We start from the raw sequence: 17,013 nt of genomic DNA, 5'->3' as shown, positions 1-17,013 counted from the left end.
ACACCCGACAGAACGCGACGTCACCAAGGAGTCCCGTGCACCTTCCGCGCCCCCTGCGCCTCCTGCGCAACGCCACGCTGCCCGACGGCACACGCGCTGACGTGGTGCTGGACGGCGAGGTCGTGGCGCGCGTCCGGCCGGCCGGAACGGCACCGGCCGCCGCCGCGGACGAGGTGCTCGACCTGACCGGCTTCGTGCTGCTGGCGGCCGCGGCCGACCCGCACGCCCACCTCGACAAGTCGCGGACGTGGGAGCGCATCTCCCCCGTGTTCGGCGATCTGCCGTCCGCCATCGCCCAGTACGCCGCCTACGCGGACGCGGAGACGCGGGAGTCGATCGCCGACCGGTCGCGCACGACGGCGCTGGAGATGCTCGCCCACGGCGTGACGGCGGTGCGCTCGCACGTCAACTTCCTCCCCGGCCCCGACCCGCTGCGCGGCGTCGACGCCCTGCTCCAGGTGCGCGAGGAGCTGCGCGACCTCATGGAGATCGAGCTGTGCACGCTGGGCGACGACACCGTTGCCGACGAGCTCCACGAGGAGGCCGTCCGGCGCGGCGTCGACCTGATCGGCGGTGCGCCGCACCTGGCGGCAGACCCCCTCGGCGAGCTCGACCGGCTCCTGCGCCTGGCCGAGCGGCTGGGCTGCAGCGTCGACATGCACACCGACGAGGCCCTCGACGGCCCCCTGACGATCGTCGAGCTGGCTCGGCGCACGGCGGGGTGGACGGATGCCTCAGCATCCGCCGGCCACTGCTCGCGCCTGGGCACCCTGCCCCCGGCCGACCTGGCGCCCGTCGTCGAGGCGGTCCGCGCCGCGGATCTCGGGATCATCACGCTCCCCATCACCAACCTCTACCTGCAGGGTTGGGACGCACCGGTCGCGACGCCGCGCGGCATCACGGCCGTGCGCGCCCTGCTCGACGCCGGCGTGCGGCTCGGTGCCGGCGCCGACAACGTGCGCGACCCGTTCAACCCGCTCGGCCGCTGCGATCCGCTCGAGACGGTCGCGCTGCTGGTCACGGCCGCACACGTCACGATCGACGAGGCGCTCGCGCTCGTCTCCCACGGCGCGCGATCCGTCATGCGCCTGGAACCCGCCGGCCCCGTCGCGGGCGCCCGCGCCGAGTTCCTGGCGGTGAAGGGCACGAGCCCGGCCGATGTGGCCGCCACCGCCGACCCGAACCGCCGGGTCATCCACCGGGGGCGCCTGGTGTCCTCGACCGATGCCACCGTGACCACCGCTTCCTGGTCGCGGATCACTGAAAGGCAGGTGTCCGCGTGACGGAGACCCTCCTCGACTTCCGAAACGTCGAGATGACCTTCCCGGACGGGACCGTCGCCCTGCGCGGCGTGGACCTCGTCGTCGACCGCGGCGAGTTCGTGACCGTCGTCGGCCCCTCCGGCTGCGGCAAATCGACGCTGCTGCGCATCGCCTCCGGTCTGGAGACCGCGAGCGACGGCACGGCCACCGTCAGCACCTCGCGGATCGGCTACGTGTTCCAGGACGCGACGCTGCTGCCGTGGCGCGACGTGCAGGCGAACGTCGAGCTGCTCGCCGAGCTGAACTGGCAGACGAAGGCGGTGCGGTCCAAGAAGGCGGCCGAGACGATCGAGCTCGTCGGGCTGTCGGGGTTCGAGAAGCATCTGCCCCGCCAGCTGTCCGGCGGCATGCGCATGCGCACATCGCTCGCGCGTTCGCTCACGCTCGACCCCGAGCTGTTCCTCTTCGACGAGCCGTTCGGAGCGCTCGACGAGATCACGCGCGAGCACCTCAACGACGAACTGCTGCGCCTGTTCGTCGAGACGCAGTTCGCCGGCCTGTTCATCACCCACTCGGTGTCCGAAGCGGTCTACCTGTCGACGAAGGTCGTCGTGATGTCCGGTCGCCCCGGCCACATCGTCGACACCTTCGAGGTCCCCTTCGACATGCCCCGCGACCCCGAGATCCGCTACACGGGAGCCTTCGCCGAACTCGTCGGCAAGGTCTCGCACGCACTGAGAGAGGGGCACCACTGATGTCCGAGACCGTCCGCGACGCGCCCGCTGCGTCCGCTCCGCCCGTGCACACGGTGGCCGATCCGGCCGAGATCGCGCAGGAGCAGGCGACCGTGCCCCGTCGGCGCCGCCCCCTGTGGATGAAGCCGACCTACTGGGTGCCGCCGATCCTGCTGCTCGCGCTCATCGTCGGCGTGGTCTACCTCGTCAACGTGCTGCTGGGAACGCGCGGCTACCTCATGCCGCAGCCGCACGTGATCCTCGCCGTCTACTTCGACCCGAAGAACGGCCCGGAGATCTTCGAGGCGCTGTGGAACACCGCCCAGGTCGCCCTCGTCGGTCTGATCATCGCGATCGTGATCGGCGTGGTGTGGGCCGTCGCCATGAACCTCGCGAAGTGGGTGGAGCGCACGACGTTCCCCTACGCCGTGATCCTGCAGTCGATCCCGATCCTGGCCGTCGTGCCGCTCATCGGCTTCTGGTTCGGCTACGACTTCATCGCCCGCACGATCGTGTGCGTGCTGATCGCGCTGTTCCCGATCGTCTCCAACACGCTGTTCGGGCTGCAGTCCGTCGACCGCGGGGCGCGCGAACTGTTCCAGCTGCAGAAGGCGACGCGCTGGATCGTGCTGCGCAAGCTCGAGCTGCCGACGGCGCTGCCGGCGATGTTCGCAGGCATGCGCATCTCGGCCGGCCTGTCGATCGTCGGCGCGATCGTGGGCGACTTCTTCTTCCAGCGCGGCACCCCCGGCATCGGCGCCCTCATCGCGAAGTACCAGTCGCGACTGCAGAGCCCCGAGCTGTTCGCCTCGATCCTCGTGGCGTCGCTGTTCGGCGTCGTCATCTTCCTGTTCTTCGGCTGGCTCGCCCGACGAGCCGTCGGCAAGTGGTACGACTTCGGCTGATCCGCCGGGGTTCGTCCGTCACGCACCACAGTCCCGTCCGCACCACCCACATCACTAGGAGAACCATGCGAATTGCACGCAAGAGCGGCTACGCCGCGGCCGGCCTCGTCGTCGTCGGCGCCCTGACGCTCGCCGGCTGCTCGTCCTCGTCCTCGTCCTCGTCCTCGTCCTCGCCCGAGGCCTCCTCGTCGGACGCCCTCGAGATCGGGTCGATCGATCTGGCCGCGGCCGGCTGCCCCGCCGACATCCGCATCCAGACCGACTGGAACCCGGAGTCCGAGCACGGACACCTGTACGAGCTCGTCGGCCCCGGCTACACGGTCGACTCGGACGAGAAGTCCGTGACGGGCCCGCTCATGGCATCTGGCGAGTACACCGGCGTCGACGTGACGGTGCTGTCCGGCGGACCGGCGACCGGCTTCACGCAGCCGAACGCCCAGATGTACAACGACCCGTCGATCTTCCTCGCGTACGTCGGGACGGACGAGGCCATCGCTCACTCGGACGACCTCCCCACCGTCGGCGTCTTCGCGCCGTTGCAGAAGGACCCGCAGATGATCATGTGGGACCCGGAGACCTACCCGGACGTCGAGGGGATCGCCGACCTGGGTGCCGAGGACGTGACCATCCGCGTCTTCCCGGGCGGCACCTACATCGACGCGTTCGTCGGCCAGGGCATCCTCTCGGCCGACCAGATCGACTCCACCTACGACGGCACGCCCGCCGTGTTCGTCTCGGAGGGCGGCAAGATCGCCCAGCAGGGCTTCGCCTCGGCCGAGCCGTACATCTACGAGAACGAGGTGTCGGAGTGGGGCAAGCCGGTCGGCTACCAGCTCATCAACGACGCCGGATACCCGAAGTACGCGGCTGTCATGAGCGTCATCCCGGAGAACATCGACACCTACAGCGAGTGCCTCACGGCCCTCGTCCCGGTGCTGCAGCAGGCGACGGTCGACTTCTACGCCGCCCCGCAGGCGACCATCGACCTGATCCTCGAGCTCGTCGACGCGTACGACACGGGCTGGGTCTACAGCCAGGGCGTGGCCGAGTACTCCGTCGACACGATGCTGAAGGACGGCATCGCGGGCAACGACGCGGACGGCGCCATGGGCACCGTCGACGACACCCGCATGAGCGACCTGTTCGAGCTCGTCACCCCGATCTACACCGAGCAGGGCCTGCCGGTGAAGGACGGCGTGACCGTCGACGACATCTGGACGGACCAGTTCCTGGACTCGTCCATCTCCTTCTGATCACCGCTCCCTGAGAACCCCGAGGTCCCTCCGATGACGACATCCCCCGCCCGCCTCACCGGCATCACGGCCATCGTCACCGGAGGGATCGGCGGGATCGGCGCGGCGATCGTGCGGCGCCTGGTCGACGAGGGGGCCGAGGCCGTCGTCCTCGACCTCCCCGTCGACGGCGCGCAGGAGCGCGCCGCCGACCTCGGCGCGCGCTTCCTGCCGCTCGATCTGGCCGACCCCGACCAGACCCGCGCGGCGATCGCCGACGCGACCGCGGCGCTCGGCGGCGTGGACGTCCTGGTCAACTGCGCCGGCGTGTTCCGGCTCGTCCCGTTGCTGGAGATCGACGCGGCCGAGTGGGATCGCGTGATGGACATCAACGCGCGCGGCACCCTCACCGCGATGCAGGCGGTCGCCCCGGCCATGATGGCCCGGGGCGGCGGCCGCATCGTCAACCTCGCCAGCATGGCCGCCAAGTCCGGCGGCGCCATGGAGGCGCACTACGCGGCATCCAAGTCGGCCGTCGTCGCCCTCACACGGGCCGCGGCCATCGAATGGGGCCCGTTCGGCATCACCGTCAACGCGATCTGCCCCGGCTACGTGCTCACCGACATGGGCGCCGCGACGCGCTCCGAGGAGCAGGTCGCGCAGTGGACCGCCCGCTCGCCGCTTGGACGTCTCGGACAGCCCGACGACGTCGCCGGGCTCGTCGCCTACCTGGCGACCGACGGCGCCTACGTGACCGGGCAGGCACTCAACGTCACCGGCGGCATGGTCATGCACTGACCGCCGCCGGCACCCCATCCACCCCCAGAGAGGAACCCCATGTCCCACGAGGTCGTCGACCAGGACACGATCGAGGCGCTCGCCGCCGAGCTGCGCGAACTGCTCGGACCCGACGCCGTCAGCGACGAGTCCGCGGCGCTGGATCGCGCGTCGATCGACGGATCGCACCTGTCCCCCGTCATCGCCGAGCAGCTCCCGCTCGGACGGGCGCAGCTGGTGGCCTACCCCGCATCGGCCGAGGACATCGCGACGACCGTGGCCGCCGCCGTGCGGCACGGCGTGCCGATCACCCCGCGCGGCAAGGGCACCGCCAACTACGGGCAGACGCTGCCGATGGCGGGCGGACTGGTCCTCGACACCTCCAAGGCCCGGCGCATCCTGGAGGTCGGCGAAGGCTGGCTGCGCGCCGAGGCCGGGGCGACCATGATCGCGATCGAGCAGGCGGCCAACCGGGCCGGCCAGCAGGTGCTGCAGTATCCGTCCACGGCGCAGTCCACCGTCGGCGGGTTCGTGTCGGGCGGCTCCGGCGGCACCGGATCGATCGCGCACGGCATGATCCACTCCGGGTTCGTGACCGAGCTCGAGGTCGTGCACGCGGTGCCGGACGCGACGCTCGTCCACATCGAGGGCGCGGACACCGAGCCCTACCTGCACAAGTACGGCACCGTCGGCGTGATCGCCACGGTCACGGTACGGCTCGAGCCGCTGCAGGAGTGGCGCGCGTTCTTCGCGAGCTTCGACGACTTCCACGACCTGCTGAAGGTCATCCGCGCCTTCCCCGAGATCGAGCCCACACCGCGCCTGGTGTCCGGCGATCTGCCGACCCTCGCCGAGGCGCTGCCCGCCGATCCGGCGATCCAGCCCGGCCGGGCGAGCCTGCGGGCGATCCTGGACGTCGCGAGCATCGATGCCGCCACCGCGCTCATCGAGGCCGCCGGAGGGCGCGTCGACGAGATCCGCGAGGGTGCGCAGGCCTGCATCAAGCTGTCGATGACGAGCTACAACCACCCCATCGAGTGGCTGCAGAAGGCCTACCCGGACACCTACTTCCACGTCGAGGTCTGGGGCGACGCGATCATCGACCGCATCGACGAGCTGCACGACGTATACGAGGGCGGCATGCTGCACATCGAGGCGCAGCAGGGGCGCCCGATCGGCATGCTCGCGGGCGTCTACCGGGGGGCGGATGCCGTGTACGCGGGCCTGCCGAAGATCGAGGCGCTCGGCGTCGGCTGGCACAACCCGCACCAGTGGTACGTCGACTACGAGCCGGCCGAGACGATCGCCCTCGCGCGCGACACCGACCCCCAGGGCCTCATGAACCCCGGGAAGCTCGTGGCACCGGGCACCTTCCAGACCGGGAGCCAGATGTGAGCGCCCCCGCCTCCCGCCGCTGGGCCGACCAGCCGGGCCCGGCCCTCGCATCCGCGCTGACCGAGGCATCCATCCTCGTCGTCCCGGTGGGCGCCGTGGAGCACCACGGCCCGCACCTGCCGCTGGGCACCGACCTCGTGATGGCGCAGGAGATCTCCGCGCGGATCGTGGATGCCGCCGTCGCGGCGGGCCACGACGTGTGGCTGCTGCCCGCCCTCGGCGTGACGAAGTCCGACGAGCACGCGTGGGCGCCCGGCACGCTGTGGATCTCGGCGGACACGTTCGCGCGGGTCCTGGCCGACCTCGGGCGCTCCATCGCCGCGACACCCGCGCGCACCGTCCTGTTCTACAACGGGCACGGCGGAAACATCGCCCCGCTCACGGTCGCGCTGCGCGAGCTGCGGCGCCGCTTCGGCCTGCGGACGTTCCTCGACGGCGTGCAGGTGCCGCCCGGTGCGACCGAGCGCGGGTTCGGCATCCACGGCGGCCAGGGCGAGACCTCGCTGCTCCTGCACCTGCGGCCGGAACTGGTCGACGAGGCCGCGTTCACGCGGGCCGTGCCGGATGCGATCGCGGAGTTCGCGCGCATCGGCTTCGCGGGACGCCCCGTGCAGTTCGGCTGGTGCTCCGACGACTTCGGCACCGGCGGGGTCATCGGCGATCCGACGGCGGCGACGGCGGCCGAGGGCGCCGCGCTGGCGGCGCAGCTCGTCGCCGACGGGGTCGCCACGATCGAGGAGATCGCGCGGTGGCCGCTCGGTGCGAGGCACGTGTGAGCACGCCCGTGACGATCGAGCCCGACGAGTGGGCCGAGATCCCCGACGACCCGACGGCGCTGCTCGAGCGCTGGCTCCCGGGCAACGACGATCCCCAGCGGCCCCTCATGACGCTCGCCACACTGGACGAGGACGGGGCTCCGGATGCCCGGTCGCTGCTGCTGTCGGAGTGGGATGCCGACGGCTTCTACTGGCACACGGACTCCCGCTCGCGGAAGATCGCCCAGGTGACGCGGCGACCCGCCGTTGCGCTGTGCGTGCCCCTGCTCGGCATCCCGTCCCCCGACGTGCGGCACCAGCTCGTCGTCCAGGGGCGCGCCGAACCGGCATCCGACCTCGAGCAGCGACGCGCCTACGCGGCGCGTCCGCCGTACCTGCAGCAGCTGGCCTGGCAGAACACCCCCGGGTTCGCGGCGCTGCCGCAGCACGAGCGGGTGTCAGCCTGGCGGAAGTTCGCCGACGCGCGCCCGGACGCTCTGACGCCGCCGGCCACGTGGGTCGGGTATCTCGTGCGCCCGGACCGCCTGACCTTCTGGTTCGGCAGCGCCGACACGGCCAGCCGGCGGCTGGAGTACACGCGCCGCGGTGAGGGATGGGAGCGTCGGATCCTTGCCGGCTGACGTGCGCGCGGCGCGGACGGCGTGCCCCAAGCACATGGAGTACGGGCCCTGCGGCGGCGTGGGGTTCGACGGCTCCTGCGAGATCGACGAGGCGCTGCGCTGCCCGTTCGTCGATGGCGCCGCGATCGCCTGGCACGGAGTCGTCGCCGAGACAGGCGGCGGGCCCTCCCGCGGGGCCGATCCGCTCCCGGACCCCACGCCCTCCCCGGGAGCGGCACGCGTACGGGACCTCCTCGCGACACGGCGCATCGTCGTCGCAGACTTCCCCGCGCGCGCCCTCGACGCGCGTTCCCTCGCGGCGTGCGTGGCCGCGATGTCGGGCCCCGTCGACGCCGTACTGTCGGGCGATGCCGGCCCCGCGCGCGTGCAGTTCGCACCGAGCTACCGCGCCCGGCTCATCGCCGATGAGGGCATGCTGCCGTTCATCGGCGTCAACTGCCGGGACCGCAACCGCGTCGCGCTCGAGGGCGAGCTGGCGGGCCTCGCCCACGCGGGCGCCGGCGTCGTGCACTGCGTGACCGGCGACCACACCGAGACCGGCTCGCGCCCCGACGCGAAGCCCGTGTTCGACATCGACTCCACGCAGCTGGCCGCGCTCGCCCGCGCCGCGGGACATCTGGTGTCGGTCGGCGAGTCGCCCACGACCCCGCCGGTCGGGCAGCGCGCGGCGCGACTGCGCGAGAAGGAGAAGGCCGGCGCCGACCTCTGCTTCGTCAACCACTGCGGGGGCGCGCAGCCGGTCGCGCGGTTCATCGCCGAAGCGCGTGCGCTCGGCTCGACGTCGGGCTTCATCCCCTGCATCCCGATCGTGCTCGACGAGGGCTCGGCCCACCTGCTGCGCACCTTCACGACGCTCGTGCTGCCGCCGGGCTACCTCGACGGCATCCTGCGTGCCGCCGACCCGCGCGCAGCGGGCATCGTCGCCGCCGTCGAGCTGTCGCGCGCGATGCTCGCCCTCGACGGCGTCGTCGGGATCGACCTGTCCGGCGGTGCGGCACCCGGGCGCGAAGTGGAGCACGCACGCGACCTCGCCGAGATCGCACGACGACTGGAGGACGAGCTGTGACCGAACGCGGATACCGCTTCACGGGGGCCGTCGCGATCGTCGCCGACGGCCGCGCCGAGGTCGGCGGCGACGGCGACGAGGCGCGGGAGCTCGTGATCCGCGACGGCGTCGTGCAGTCGGACGCGCGCGGCGACGAGATCGAGATCGACGCGACCGGGTGCGTGCTGACCCCGGGCCTCGTGAACGCCCATCATCACCTGCTGCAGAGCGCGTTCCGCACGCTGCCCGGGACGCGCGGCGTGCCCATGGCGACCTGGCTGCCGACGATGGCGGCCGCCTATGCGCGGGTGGGGGTGGATGCCGAGCTGGCCGCCGCCGCGGCATCCGTCGGCGTCGCCGAGGGGCTCCTGTGCGGTGTCACGACGGTCGCCGACCATCACCTGACCTGGCCCGCGGGAGCGGACGATGTCGCGATCTCAACGGCCGTCGCCGATGCCGCCGGGGCGCTCGGAGGACGCCTCGTGTTCGTCCGCGGTGCGGCGCGCGACGACCCGCAGGCCGCAGCCGCCGGGGCCGAGGCGATCGCGGCGGCGTGGTCGGCGGACGGCGAGGCCGCCGGCCTCGCGCGGGACGGGATGCTGCAGCTGGCCGTCGGGCCTGCCGGCGTGCACTCCGACCCGCGCGAGACGTTCGAGCTGCTGGGCGAGGTCGCCGCGCGGCACGGCCTGCGCCGGCGCACGCAGGCCAACGAACAGGTCGACGTCGACATCGCGCGGGAGCGCTACGGGCTGCGGCCGATCGATCTGCTCGATGAGTGGGGCTGGCTGGCGCCCGACGTCACGCTCGCGCACCTGTGCGCCGTCACCGACGCGGAGATCGCCCGTCTCGCGGCCGCCGGCGTCTCTGCGACGCACGCGCCCGGGTGCGATGTCCCCATGGGCTGGGGCGTCGCGCCCGTGGCGGATCTGCTCGCGGCGGGCCTCGCGGTGGGGCTGGGCACGAGCGGCGGCGGCTCCAACGACGCCGGCCATCTGCTCGCCGACGCGCGACTGGCGATGCAGGTGTCGGGCCTGGTCGGCCCGGCGCTGCCGGCCCGCACCGTGCTGGCACTCGCGACGGAGGGCTCGGCGCGGGGTCTCGGACGTGACGAGCTCGGCCATCTGCGGGTGGGGGCTGCCGCCGACGTGTGCGTCTGGGACGTCTCGGGCGCCGCGGACGCGGGCGTGGCGGATCCGGTGGCCGGACTGCTGTGGGCCTCCCCCGGTCGACGCCCCCGCGACGTGTTCGTCGCCGGCCGGCCCGTCGTGCGCGCGGGCACGCTGCTCACCGCGGACGAGCACGCCGTCGCGACCCGCCTGCGCCGCACCCTCGCCGCGCGCGAACGCTGAGGCGTGCACGATCGCGGCGCAGGGGCATCGAGAGCGTGCGCGTGTTGTAGGGCGGGTGGGACTTGAACCCACGATCGTCGGGTTATGAGCCCGCTGCCTTGACCAGCTTGGCCACCGCCCCCTGCGGCATCGAGCCTACCGGGCGGCGGGGTCGTCCTTGTCGCGGATCGGAGGTTCGGGCCACACCTTCGCGACCGCCTCGGTGATCCGCACCGATCCGTTCTTGGGTGGGGCGCCGCCCGGCGCGCCGCCGCTCCCGCGTGTGATCGGGATCTCCTGGCTGTCGCTCACCACCTGCGGGTGGTAACGCGCCAGCTGGAAGACGCCGGCGATCGCGAGGGCGCCGGCGATGACGAAGCCGACGTACGCGCCCCACGGGGCGTGCTCGGCCTCGCGCAGCACCGCCAGCCCGATGACGATCGCGACGATGGGGTCGATCACCGTGAGGCCGGCGATCACGAGATCGGGCGGCCCCGACGAATACGCCGTCTGCACGAAGTAGGCGCCGATCGCGGTGCCGGCGATGAGACCGACGACGCAGACGACGGTGAGCCACTCGAAGTCACCGGTCTGGATGCGGCTGATCACGACCTTCGCGAGGGTCGCTACGAAGCCGTACATGATGCCGGCGGCGACGATGTAGAACAGGGCGCCCACGCGGGACCGCAGCCACAGCCAGGTCGACGTCAGCACGATCGCCACGACGAGCAGGATGACCAGCACGGTGATGAGCTGGCCGTCGCTGATCGGCGTCTCGGTGGCGTAGAGCGCGGCGATCGTCACGAACACGAAAATGCCCGCCACGCACAGCGCGATCGCGCTCAGCGAGCGTCGGGTGGGCCGGTGGCCGCTGATGCGGGCGTTCAGCAGCGTCGTGATGACGAGCGAGATCGCCCCCAGGGGCTGGACGAGGATGAGCGGAGCGAACGACAGCGCAGACAGCTGGCAGACGATCGCCAGACCCAGCATGACGGTGCCGACCACCCATGACGGCCGCCGCAGCAGGTTCCACAGCTGGCCGCCGGTGAGGCCCGCGCCGCCGTCGGTGGCGGTGAGCCGCTCGACTTTCTGTACACCGCGGTGCTGGTACTGCGCGCCGAACGACATGAAGACTGCGCCCAGCAGCGCCAGCGGAATGCCGATGAGGATGCCGGGGTCAGCGAACACGCCGACCAGCTGGTCGGCGACGTCGTCGAGCGAGGGGGCGGCATCCACCCCTCGACACTAACCGCCGGGCGCGCTCGATAGGCTCAGGACGTGGCTGTTCTTCCGATTCGCATCATGGGCGACCCCGTCCTGCACTCCCCCGCCGAGCCCGTGGCCGAGATCACCGACGAGGTCCGCCAGCTGGTCGCCGACATGTTCGAGACGATGGACGCAGCTCCCGGTGTCGGGCTCGCCGCCCCGCAGGTCGGCGTCGGGCTGCGCATCTACACCTACAGCTATCAGGACGATGACGGCCAGCCGTGGCGGGGTGTCATCGTCAACCCGGAACTGTGGATGCGCCCGCTCGTGCCCGGTGCGCCCGACCCCGACGACGAGTCGGAAGGATGCCTGTCCTTCCCCGGCGAGCGGTTCCCGCTGCGCCGCTCCGACGAAGTGCTGGTGACCGGGATCGACCTCGATGGGGAGCCGGTCCGCATCCAGGTGGACGGCTGGCGCGCGCGGATCATGCAGCACGAGTTCGACCATCTCGACGGCATCCTCTACATCGACCGGCTGGACGACGGCGACTGGAAGACGGTGCAGAAGCTCGCGCGCAAGCGCGGGTGGGGCCGCCCCGGCGCCGCGTGGACGCCGGGCGTGGACGAGATCGACGCGTAGCCCCGGCGCGCTGAGATGAGCACGAGAGCGCACCGCCGCGCCGCCGTGACCGCCGCCGTGGCCGGCGGCGGGGTGGGCATCGCCCTCGCGTTCGCCAGCGCCTTCACCCCACCGGCGCTCATCACCTCCATCCCGACGGCGGAGCCGCGCGAGATCGACCGTCCCGTCGTGACCGAGAGCCCCGGCGCGGCCGAGATGGGACCGTTGCCGACGCTTCCGCCGCCGAGCTCCGGCGTCGACCTCAGCGCGGTGATGAACGTGCTGGGTGCTCTGCTCGCGGTCGCCGTCGGGGTCATCGTGATCCTCCTCGCGGTCCGCGTGGCACGCGCCGTCGCGGCCCGCCACGCTCCCCCGGAGATCGGCGACGCCGTGCGCGAGAGTGCCGTGGATGCCGACGAGGTGCGCGACGTGCTGCGGCGCGCCCGCGAGCAGATCGCGCTCGAGGAGGACGCCGATCTGGCGGTCATCCGCTGCTGGGAGTCGCTGGAAGCGCTCGGCGCGGCCGCCGGCGCGCCCCGGTGCGACAGCGACACGGCGGCGGAGTACGTCCTCGGCATCCTCACCGCCTTCGCCGTGCCCGCCGACGCGGCCACGCGGCTCTCCGGCCTCTACACGCGGGCACTGTTCTCCGCGGAGCGACTGCCCTCCGCCGCGGCCGCCGAAGCCCAGGCCGATCTGGCACGGCTGGAGGCGGCGCTCGCGGCCCGCGCGTCGACGCCCGCGCCGGCACCGGGGGCCGCGCCGTGACGCACCGCCCGGAGCGCGGCCTGGTCGTCGCGGTCATCGCCGGCGCTGCCATCGGCACGGCCGCAGCCGTCGTCGGGCTCGTGCTGGGGTTCGGTCTCCCGCTCCCGCTGTGGACGCTCGGCGGGATGGTCGTCGCGGCGGCGTGGTGGGGGCTGCGCCAGCTGCTGCCGGAGATCGAGTCCGAGACCGTGCCCGAACCGCAGCATCCACCCCAGCACTGGTCGACGGGCGTCGATCGGCGCACCCGCGTGCTGGAGACACGCCTGCGCGGCGCGCAGGGCGGCCGGTCCACCACCGCGGGTGCGCTCCACGACACCATCGCCGAGCTCGTCGCGGCGCGCTCCTCCACGGCCCCGCTGCCGGAGGGGCTGAAGACCTACCTCCGTTCCGAACCGCGATCGCTGGGCCGGGCTCAGCTGCGCACGATCCTCCGGGAGCTGACCAGACCGTGACCACCTCACCCGACCGCGAGACCACCCTGAGCCTCACCGACGCGGGCGATGCCTGCCGGCGCGTCATCGACGAGGTCGAGCGCGCCGTCGTCGGCAAGCGACAGGCGCTCGAACTCGTTCTCACCGCCGTCGTCGCAGGCTGTCACGTGCTGCTGGAGGACTACCCGGGCCTCGGCAAGACGCTCGCGGCGCGCAGTTTCGCCCGCGCTCTCGGGCTCGACTTCCAGCGTGCCCAGTTCACCCCCGACCAGCTGCCCGCAGACCTCACCGGCAGCTACGTGTACGACCAGTCGCGGGGCGAGTTCACCTTCCGCGCCGGTCCGCTGTTCGCCGGGTTCCTCCTCGCCGACGAGATCAATCGCACGCCGCCGAAGACCCAGGCCGCCCTCCTCGAGGCGATGCAGGAGCATCAGGTCACCGTCGAAGGGCGTACGCATCCGCTCCCCCGTCCCTTCCACGTCATGGCGACGGCCAACCCGGTCGAGACGGAGGGGACGTACCCGCTCCCCGAGGCGCAGCTGGACCGCTTCCTGCTGCGGCTGCGTTTCGGCTACCCGGACGAAGCCGACGAGTGGGAGATCCTCTCCCGCCGCATCGCGCGGCGCACCGATGACATCGAGACGGCCCAGGTGCTCGACGCCGAGACCCTGATGGCGGTGCAGCGCGCGGCGGAGGACGTCTTCGTCCATCCTGCGGTGGGCCGGTATGCGGTCGCGGTGACCGCCGCGACACGGAGCGACGCGGCCGCATCGGTGGGCGCGTCGCCGCGCGGCAGCCTGGCCCTCCTCACCTGTGGGCGCGCTCGTGCGCTCATCGAAGGTCGTGACTTCGTCACGCCCGACGACATCAAGGCGCTGGCGCCGGCCGCCCTCGCTCACCGGGTCACGATCCGTCCGGAGCTCTGGCTCAGCGGCGTGTCCGGCGAGCAGGTCGTCCGCGCCGCCGTCGACAGCGTCCCGGTGCCGGCCGAGTACCTCCCGGATGCCGGGTGAGCAGCGCCGGGCAGACCTTCCGCCCCACGGCGGCGCTCGTGCGCGCCGTCGTGCTGGCCGCGGGGACGGGGGTCCTCGCCCTGTTGAGCTCCCAGCCGGCCCTTGCCGTGCTCGCCGCGCCGTTCGTCGTGTGGAGCGTCCTCGGCATGCTCCGTCGGCCGCCCGTCGACAGTCCCCCGCCCGTCGCTGAGCTGTCGGCACGGGCGATCGCGGCCGGCGACGCCGTCGACGCGACCGTGCGGGCGACGGCGGCGGATCGGGTCATCGACCTCGCGCTGCCACCGCACGCCGGCGCGGATCTCGCGCCCCCGTGGGGCGCGGTCTGCGGCGTGGAGACGGCGAGCGTTCGAGTGCGCCCCCAGCGGTGGGGACGACTGGACCTCGTCGACGCCGTCGTCCGGGAGAGCGACGAGGTGGGGCTGTGGCATCGCGACGTGCGGCTGCGTCTCGGCCCGATCGAGGTGTCGCCGTCGGCGATCGTCCCCGGACGCGGCGACGCCATCCCTCATCCCATCGGCACCGCCGGCATCCACCCGTCCCGGCGTGCCGGGGACGGAAGCGCCCTCGCCGACATCCGCCGCTACCTCCCGGGCGATCGGCTGAGTCGCATCAACTGGCGGGTGACCTCGCGCACCGGCATCCTGCACACCAACGCGACGACCGCCGACCGCGACACCGACGTGCTCATCGTGATGGACACGCTGGCCGACGTCACGACGGCCGAGCTGTCCGGGCCGTTCGCGTCGAGCCTCGACGCCACCGTCGTGGCGGCGGCGTCGCTGGCCGAGCACTACCTGCGGCTGGGCGACCGCGTCGGGGTGCACGACCTCGGCGGCGTGGTGGGCGACCTGCCGCCGCGCAGCGGCATCCGCCAGTTCTCGGCGCTCACGACGCGACTGGCGCGCGTGAGCCGTGCCGACGTGGGACGGCGGGATCTGCGCCGGGTGCAGCGACTGCGCCCGGGCACCTTCGCCGTCGTGTGCTCGCCGCTCCTCGACGACGATGTCCTCACCGAGATCGCGGTGCTGGCGCGCCGCGGCGCCGCCGTGCTCGTCGTCGACACGCTGCCGGATCGGATCGGCCGGCTCGAACGCGGCCCCGCCGATCGGTCGGGGCCGCTGGCACATCTTCTCGATCCGGCGCCGGGCTCGTTCTGGGAGGAAGCCTGGGTGCTGCGCCGGCTGCAGCGCGATGCCGACGTCGCACGGCTGCGCGAGGTCGGCATTCCCGTCGCGCCCTGGCAGGGCGTCGGCGGGGTCGCGACGCTCGCGGCCGCCCTCGCCGCCCAGCGACCGACCGCACGCGCGGGCGGTGCCCCGCGATGAACGCGCTGTCGGAGTCGATCGTCGAGCTCCTCGATCGGATGCGGCGGCGCCCGCCGTCGCGCTGGGCGCTGCGCGGCCTGCTCGTTCTGTGCGGGGCCGCCGCGGAGATCTGGCTGCTGCTCGTCGCGGGCGCATCGCCGTGGGCCGTGGTCGCGTCGATCGCCATCGTCGCCGGCGCGGTGTTCGCCCGCGGGGTCGTGCCGCTGCTGACGGCGGCGGTGATCGTCGTGCAGGCGGCGCTGGCCGCGCTGCCGGTTCTCGAACTGGTCCCCCTCGCGCTCGCGCTGCTCGGATGGCACCTCTGCGCGTCGCTGCTGGCGACCGGGCGCCCGTGGGCGGCCGTGGACGGCGCGGTGGTGCGTGCGCTGCGGATGCCGGTGCTCGGCGCCGTCGCCGCGACGCTCGTCGTCGCGGCCGCCGCGGTCATCGCCGGAGGCCTGGCGTGGGGTGAAGCCGGCATCGTCACGCTGCTGGTCGCACTCGCACTGGTGCTCGGGGCGATCGTCGTGCTGTGGCCGGGGACCGGCTCCCGCGACCGCTGACGCGGAACCAATGAAGAACGCCCCAGGGGTGGAGCCCTGGGGCGTTCGCTCCCCGGCTTGGACTCGAACCAAGAACCTGCCGGTTAACAGCCGGCTGCTCTGCCAATTGAGCTACCGAGGATCAGTCACCCGCGAGCGGGCAACCCGTCCATATTAGCAAAGCCGCGAGGGTGCTCGTGACGCTCGGCGGTCAGGAGGCGATGCGTGTTCCGCCGTCAGGCGTCCAGAGCAGATCCGCCGTGCCGTGACCGTAGGCGACGGGTCTGCCGGCGCGCAGCACCAGCACGTCGGCGTCGATCTCCCGCACCGCGTCGGCGTCGTTGGTGACCATGACGATCGCCATCCCGGTCTCATCACGCCGTCGCACGAGCGCGTCACGGGCGGTGCGACGCACCTCGAGGTCGAGGTTGGCGTACGGGTCGTCCCCCACGAACACCCGCGGCTGCAGCACGAGGGCGCGGGCCAGTGCGACGCGCTGGCGCATGCCGGAGCTGAGCTCGTACGGATAGCGGGCGGCCGCTCCCAGCGGCAGCTCGAACTCATCGAGCAGCCCCGCGACGCGGATGGCCAGGGCGCGCTGGTTGACGCGACGGTCGCGGCTCGTGATCGGCTCGCCGATGACCTCGCCGACGGTCATCCGGGCGGGCAGCGTCGCCCCCGCTCCCTGAGCCAGATATCCGGTGTGGTACGCCCGTACCCTGCCGGCCCTGCCGCGCTTGCGGATGGGGATGCCCGCGACCTGGGCGTCGCCGCCCGCGATGGCGATCGCGTCGCTCTCCCCGCCGGCCAGCAGCGCCGCCAGCGTCGACTTGCCCGACCCGGTCGCGCCCATCACGGCGAGGGCGCGGCCGGGCGACAGGCGGAAGCTCACGCCCTCGACCACACGCACGCCGCCTCGGGCGATCGACAGATCGTCGCAGAGCACGGCGAACTCTGTTGCGGAGCGACGGGGCATGCGCTCATCCTGCCCTCATCCTCGCGTCGACGCCAGCGACCGCGCCGCTGCCCTGCCCATCGCCGTGCCGAAGGACGCCGT

Annotated in this window: 18 protein-coding genes and 2 tRNA genes; 16 read left to right on the top strand and 4 right to left on the bottom strand. The window is 72.8% G+C overall.

Features of this window, described 5'->3' with window-relative positions; all coding sequences use genetic code 11:
* The first annotated feature begins 35 nt into the window (after positions 1–35).
* The 10 genes from JOD60_RS11745 to JOD60_RS11700 all read left to right on the top strand — a co-directional run bounded on the left by JOD60_RS11745 (position 36) and on the right by JOD60_RS11700 (position 10,095).
* Positions 36–1,283 carry an amidohydrolase family protein gene (locus JOD60_RS11745; RefSeq protein WP_076690778.1) on the top strand — a complete coding sequence of 416 codons (1,248 nt, stop codon included), beginning with the start codon at positions 36–38 and terminating at the stop codon, positions 1,281–1,283.
* On the top strand, positions 1,280–2,017 hold the full coding sequence (locus JOD60_RS11740; protein ID WP_076690777.1) for an ABC transporter ATP-binding protein: 738 nt from the start codon (positions 1,280–1,282) through the stop codon (positions 2,015–2,017). Before JOD60_RS11745 ends, JOD60_RS11740 begins: the two co-directional genes overlap by 4 nt.
* Positions 2,017–2,901 (top strand): ABC transporter permease, encoded by an 885-nt coding sequence (locus tag JOD60_RS11735; protein ID WP_076690776.1) that lies wholly within the window; start codon positions 2,017–2,019, stop codon positions 2,899–2,901. Before JOD60_RS11740 ends, JOD60_RS11735 begins: the two co-directional genes overlap by 1 nt.
* Positions 2,902–2,966: 65 nt before the next feature.
* Positions 2,967–4,154, top strand: a complete 1,188-nt coding sequence (locus tag JOD60_RS11730; protein WP_076690775.1) for a nitrate ABC transporter substrate-binding protein — start codon at positions 2,967–2,969, stop codon at positions 4,152–4,154.
* Between the two features lie 33 nt (positions 4,155–4,187).
* Positions 4,188–4,931: an SDR family NAD(P)-dependent oxidoreductase gene (locus tag JOD60_RS11725; protein WP_076690774.1), complete on the top strand. Its 744-nt coding sequence runs from the start codon at positions 4,188–4,190 to the stop codon at positions 4,929–4,931.
* Positions 4,932–4,970: 39 nt separating this feature from the next.
* Positions 4,971–6,305, top strand: coding sequence for an FAD-binding oxidoreductase (locus JOD60_RS11720; protein WP_076690773.1), 1,335 nt, complete (start codon positions 4,971–4,973; stop codon positions 6,303–6,305).
* Positions 6,302–7,081, top strand: coding sequence for a creatininase family protein (locus tag JOD60_RS11715; protein WP_076690772.1), 780 nt, complete (start codon positions 6,302–6,304; stop codon positions 7,079–7,081). The genes JOD60_RS11720 and JOD60_RS11715 overlap by 4 nt, the downstream gene beginning before the upstream one ends.
* Entirely contained in the window at positions 7,078–7,701 is a 624-nt protein-coding gene (locus JOD60_RS11710) for a pyridoxamine 5'-phosphate oxidase family protein (RefSeq protein WP_084201998.1), read from the top strand. The genes JOD60_RS11715 and JOD60_RS11710 overlap by 4 nt, the downstream gene beginning before the upstream one ends.
* Positions 7,691–8,767 (top strand): methylenetetrahydrofolate reductase C-terminal domain-containing protein, encoded by a 1,077-nt coding sequence (locus tag JOD60_RS11705; protein WP_076690770.1) that lies wholly within the window; start codon positions 7,691–7,693, stop codon positions 8,765–8,767. The genes JOD60_RS11710 and JOD60_RS11705 overlap by 11 nt, the downstream gene beginning before the upstream one ends.
* Complete coding sequence (locus tag JOD60_RS11700; protein ID WP_232321604.1) at positions 8,764–10,095, top strand: amidohydrolase family protein; 1,332 nt, start codon at positions 8,764–8,766, stop codon at positions 10,093–10,095. Before JOD60_RS11705 ends, JOD60_RS11700 begins: the two co-directional genes overlap by 4 nt.
* Before the next feature lie 47 nt (positions 10,096–10,142).
* Here JOD60_RS11700 and JOD60_RS11695 read toward each other — a convergent pair.
* A tRNA-Ile gene (locus JOD60_RS11695) sits at positions 10,143–10,216 on the bottom strand.
* Positions 10,217–10,230: 14 nt separating this feature from the next.
* Complete coding sequence (locus JOD60_RS11690; RefSeq protein ID WP_076690769.1) at positions 10,231–11,310, bottom strand: DMT family transporter; 1,080 nt, start codon at positions 11,308–11,310, stop codon at positions 10,231–10,233.
* 42 nt (positions 11,311–11,352) lie between these two features.
* Between JOD60_RS11690 and def the strand changes: the two genes are divergently transcribed.
* From def to JOD60_RS11670, 6 genes are read left to right on the top strand one after another with little or no spacing between them, the layout of a single operon-like run.
* The gene (gene def / locus JOD60_RS11685) at positions 11,353–11,919 is read left to right on the top strand and encodes a peptide deformylase (RefSeq protein ID WP_076690768.1); all 567 of its coding nucleotides are present in this window, start codon (positions 11,353–11,355) and stop codon (positions 11,917–11,919) included.
* Positions 11,920–11,934: 15 nt separating this feature from the next.
* Positions 11,935–12,666: a DUF4129 domain-containing protein gene (locus tag JOD60_RS16795; protein ID WP_076690767.1), complete on the top strand. Its 732-nt coding sequence runs from the start codon at positions 11,935–11,937 to the stop codon at positions 12,664–12,666.
* Positions 12,663–13,118, top strand: a complete 456-nt coding sequence (locus JOD60_RS16790; RefSeq protein ID WP_076690766.1) for a hypothetical protein — start codon at positions 12,663–12,665, stop codon at positions 13,116–13,118. The genes JOD60_RS16795 and JOD60_RS16790 overlap by 4 nt, the downstream gene beginning before the upstream one ends.
* On the top strand, positions 13,115–14,110 hold the full coding sequence (locus JOD60_RS16785; protein WP_076690765.1) for an AAA family ATPase: 996 nt from the start codon (positions 13,115–13,117) through the stop codon (positions 14,108–14,110). Before JOD60_RS16790 ends, JOD60_RS16785 begins: the two co-directional genes overlap by 4 nt.
* A complete protein-coding gene (locus JOD60_RS11675) occupies positions 14,107–15,435 on the top strand; it encodes a DUF58 domain-containing protein (protein ID WP_084201996.1) in 1,329 nt (442 codons plus the stop codon). The genes JOD60_RS16785 and JOD60_RS11675 overlap by 4 nt, the downstream gene beginning before the upstream one ends.
* Positions 15,432–15,977 carry a hypothetical protein gene (locus JOD60_RS11670; RefSeq protein ID WP_076690764.1) on the top strand — a complete coding sequence of 182 codons (546 nt, stop codon included), beginning with the start codon at positions 15,432–15,434 and terminating at the stop codon, positions 15,975–15,977. The genes JOD60_RS11675 and JOD60_RS11670 overlap by 4 nt, the downstream gene beginning before the upstream one ends.
* 48 nt (positions 15,978–16,025) lie before the next feature.
* On the opposite strand, the gene JOD60_RS11665 is transcribed toward JOD60_RS11670, so the two are convergent.
* Both JOD60_RS11665 and JOD60_RS11660 read right to left on the bottom strand, forming a co-directional pair.
* Positions 16,026–16,098, bottom strand: a tRNA-Asn gene (locus tag JOD60_RS11665).
* A gap of 69 nt (positions 16,099–16,167) precedes the next feature.
* Positions 16,168–16,932 (bottom strand): ATP-binding cassette domain-containing protein, encoded by a 765-nt coding sequence (locus JOD60_RS11660; RefSeq protein ID WP_076690763.1) that lies wholly within the window; start codon positions 16,930–16,932, stop codon positions 16,168–16,170.
* Between the last annotated feature and the right edge of the window lie 81 nt (positions 16,933–17,013).

It is taken from the genome of Microbacterium aurum (assembly GCF_016907815.1).
GTDB classification, from domain to species: domain Bacteria; phylum Actinomycetota; class Actinomycetes; order Actinomycetales; family Microbacteriaceae; genus Microbacterium; species Microbacterium aurum.
The sequence above is the reverse complement of the archived record's forward strand: the minus strand, read 5'-3'. Positions and strand labels throughout refer to the sequence as shown.

Excerpts from the sequence above, each read along its gene's own strand:
- JOD60_RS11735 (WP_076690776.1), top strand. The coding sequence starts at position 2,017 with ATGTCCGAGACCGTCCGCGACGCGCCCGCTGCGTCCGCTCCGCCCGTG.
- JOD60_RS11730 (WP_076690775.1), top strand. The coding sequence starts at position 2,967 with ATGCGAATTGCACGCAAGAGCGGCTACGCCGCGGCCGGCCTCGTCGTC.
- JOD60_RS11725 (WP_076690774.1), top strand. The coding sequence starts at position 4,188 with ATGACGACATCCCCCGCCCGCCTCACCGGCATCACGGCCATCGTCACC.
- JOD60_RS11720 (WP_076690773.1), top strand. The coding sequence starts at position 4,971 with ATGTCCCACGAGGTCGTCGACCAGGACACGATCGAGGCGCTCGCCGCC.
- JOD60_RS16795 (WP_076690767.1), top strand. The coding sequence starts at position 11,935 with ATGAGCACGAGAGCGCACCGCCGCGCCGCCGTGACCGCCGCCGTGGCC.
- JOD60_RS11670 (WP_076690764.1), top strand. The coding sequence starts at position 15,432 with ATGAACGCGCTGTCGGAGTCGATCGTCGAGCTCCTCGATCGGATGCGG.
- JOD60_RS11660 (WP_076690763.1), bottom strand. The coding sequence starts at position 16,932 with ATGCCCCGTCGCTCCGCAACAGAGTTCGCCGTGCTCTGCGACGATCTG.